This window comes from Agathobaculum sp. LCP25S3_E8, assembly GCF_052117165.1.
Lineage (GTDB): Bacteria > Bacillota > Clostridia > Oscillospirales > Butyricicoccaceae > Agathobaculum.
Map to the genome: position 1 here is coordinate 1 of NZ_JBQKJR010000119.1, position 2863 is coordinate 2863.

Sequence of the window (2863 nt, forward strand, 5' to 3'; positions counted from 1 at the left end):
GGTGATGCGGGCCAGATAGGCCCGCAAAGAGCGGGGGCGTTCCGGCGGGATGGCATTCCAGACACGAAGGTAGGTGTCACTGACACACTCTTCCGTGTCCCTGGGGTCAGTCAGGAGCTGCTGGGCCACACTGCGGCACAGCGCACCATATTTCTTCTGGGTCTGGGTAATGGCTTCCTCACACCGCTGAAAGAACAACTGAATGATCTGCTGGTCTCCCATGGCGGCTGAAAGTTGAGCTTTCTTTGTTTCGATTTGTTCCATAGTGTTTCCCCCGGTACTTGAAGCGGCTTCATCCTATTAGACGGCACCATATCCGTTTTCGTTTCAAAAGTCAAGTGGAATATTTTTGGGCTATTCCAAGTTTAATGTAAGATTATAGACGGCATCAATAAGATCGACAGTATGCTGCGTACCCCAAATTGTTGCTTGAGAGAAAGGTGCTTATCTGCTACAATCATATTGCAGTAGTACGCTCACTTTGTTGGTTAAGCAGGAAAAAGGCATGTCTAACTTGCACGAAAACTGATATTATTAATTTGAAATAAAACAGAGGGTTATCGTAATGGGGGTACCCCCATTACGCAGGAATATATTCCTGCGTAATCTGTTCGGCTGTATGAAAAGAGTGTGGAACCTATGCCAAGCGATGGCAATTTAAATTTTCTCAGTGCCGGAGTGGAATTGTTTGCGGCATCTATTATGGCGATCTTATTGCTGGGCTGCTGGGAAGAACGCCAGTACAGGACAAAGACGAACAGGCTGTTTGTCGCCGTTCTTTCCATTCAGACATTGCTTCTGATCGGCGATTCGGCGATATGGCTCCTGCTGAACGAGCCGACACCGGGCAAAATCCCGCTGGTAAAAACGCTCACATTGATTACCGACATCATGACGGTGGTCCTGACCGTAGCCTATACCTATTTCCTTTCCAACTTCATCTCTCAAAAAAAGCCTATTTCTTTTGTGTTTCCCCGCGCTGTATCGGCTATATGCGGTGTGGTCATCCTGCTTTGGATATTCTGTTTGTTCAATGACTGGTACATCTGGTACGACGCAGACGGCAACCAGATCGAGGGCCCGCTTTATAAGCTCTTCTGGCTGTTGGGCACACTGCTATTAATTTTCTGCGTTTTATTCACGGTATGGCATCATCGGGTGCTGGGCAGAAGAGATACCTGTATTCTCTCTACTTACGGAATATTTCCACTGATCGGGTATCTGCTGGAATCCTATTGGCCGGTCACGCCATTGCTTCTGGCACCGACTCTTTCGCTGGTGCTGCTGTATGTGATACTTCACACGCAGCAGACGCGCAGCGCTATGGAGCAGGAGATACAGCTTGCACACATGGAAACAAAACTCGCCAAACAGTCGGCAGAACTGTCTGATAGCCGGATCAACATCATGCTCAGCCAGATCCAGCCACACTTTTTGTTCAACGCCCTCACTTCTATCAGCGTACTGTGTGAAAAAAATCCGATGAAAGCGCAAACAGCGCTCAATGATTTTGCGGATTATCTGCGCGGGAATCTGGATTCTCTCAGGCGCACCGCCCCCGTTCCGTTTTCCAAGGAACTCAAGCACATCAAAATTTACCTTTCCCTGGAGCAAATGCGCTTCGAGTCGGAACTGAATGTCGTCTATGATATAGAAGCTGACAGCTTTCTGCTTCCTGCATTGACGGTGCAGCCGTTGGTGGAAAACGCGGTGAAGTACGGTGTGGGCAAGAAATCGGGCGGCGGCACCGTCACCATCTCTACGCGAGAGGAAGCGACCTGCTTTTCCATCACCGTGGCCGATGACGGCGTGGGTTATGACCCGCAGGAGACGCAATATGACGGGCGCACCCACATCGGCATCGACAACGTGCGCGCCCGTCTGGCCGCCATGGTCGGGGGGACACTGACGATCCAAAGCGAAAAAAGCCGCGGGACCTCTGCCACAATACAGCTTCCAAAGGAGAAACTGACATGAACATTCTGGCTGTCGATGATGAGAGAAATGCGCTGGAGGGACTGGAAACTGTGCTGCGCCGTGCACTGCCGGAGGCGGAGGTCTACCCCTTCCGCACCAGCGCGGACGCGCTGGTGTTTGCTGAAAACACCCCCTGCGCTGTCGCCTTCCTTGATATTGAACTGCGGGACATGAACGGGCTGGAACTGGCCAAACGCCTAAAAGACCAGCACGGCGAGACCAACATCGTCTTTGTGACCGGATACAGCGAATACGCCATCGACGCCTTCGACCTCCACGCCAGCGGCTATTTGCTCAAGCCCGCAACGGTGGAAAAGGTACAGGATGCCATGGAAAACCTGAGAATACCGCCGGAAACCATCGGGCATGGCAAACGCGTCCGCATCCAGTGCTTTGGCAATTTCGAGATCTTTGTGGACGGCGTTCCGATCCGCTTTACCCGCCGACAGACCAAGGAGCTGCTGGCCCTGCTCGTGGACCGCAAGGGCGCGATCATGAATACGGAGCAGCTTTGCGCCACACTCTTCGAGGATGCGATCCCCCTCCTGCAACAGAAAAGCAATCTGCGTAAGCTTGTTTCCGATCTCTCGGCCACCCTGCGGACGGCGGACGCAGAATCCATCTTCCTGAAACACCGCAACAGCTTTGCCGTGGCAACGGAGAAGTTCGACTGCGACTACTATGACTTTCTGCACGGTCTGCCGTCCGGCGTCAACGCCTATGCGGGCGAGTATATGAGCCAGTATTCGTGGGCGGAGATGACGCTGGCCACACTGGAAGATTGACCCCTTTCCTATCAATATTTGCTTCAAAGAGCCTGGTTTTTCGACCGGGTTCTTTTTTTGCCCTTGTGGACGCTGCGTGGACGCTTGCTCCTGTATCATAA

3 protein-coding genes are annotated in these 2863 nt (G+C 52.2%); 2 read left to right on the forward strand and 1 reads right to left on the reverse strand.

What is annotated here, in order from left to right; genetic code table 11:
- A partial coding sequence (locus ACTQ34_RS17690) for an RNA polymerase sigma factor (RefSeq protein ID WP_441364915.1) occupies positions 1–264 on the reverse strand: 264 nt, incomplete at its 3' end.
- A 438-nt stretch (positions 265–702) separates the two neighbouring features.
- Between ACTQ34_RS17690 and ACTQ34_RS17695 the strand changes: the two genes are divergently transcribed.
- Both ACTQ34_RS17695 and ACTQ34_RS17700 read left to right on the forward strand, forming a co-directional pair.
- Positions 703–1977 (forward strand): sensor histidine kinase, encoded by a 1275-nt coding sequence (locus ACTQ34_RS17695; protein WP_441364916.1) that lies wholly within the window; start codon positions 703–705, stop codon positions 1975–1977.
- A complete protein-coding gene (locus tag ACTQ34_RS17700) occupies positions 1974–2762 on the forward strand; it encodes a response regulator (RefSeq protein ID WP_441364917.1) in 789 nt (262 codons plus the stop codon). Before ACTQ34_RS17695 ends, ACTQ34_RS17700 begins: the two co-directional genes overlap by 4 nt.
- Positions 2763–2863 lie beyond the last annotated feature (101 nt).

Bases quoted from the DNA above. Each gene is read 5' to 3' on its own strand.
- ACTQ34_RS17695 (WP_441364916.1), top strand. From the start codon at position 703: ATGGCGATCTTATTGCTGGGCTGCTGGGAAGAACGCCAGTACAGGACA.
- ACTQ34_RS17700 (WP_441364917.1), top strand. From the start codon at position 1,974: ATGAACATTCTGGCTGTCGATGATGAGAGAAATGCGCTGGAGGGACTG.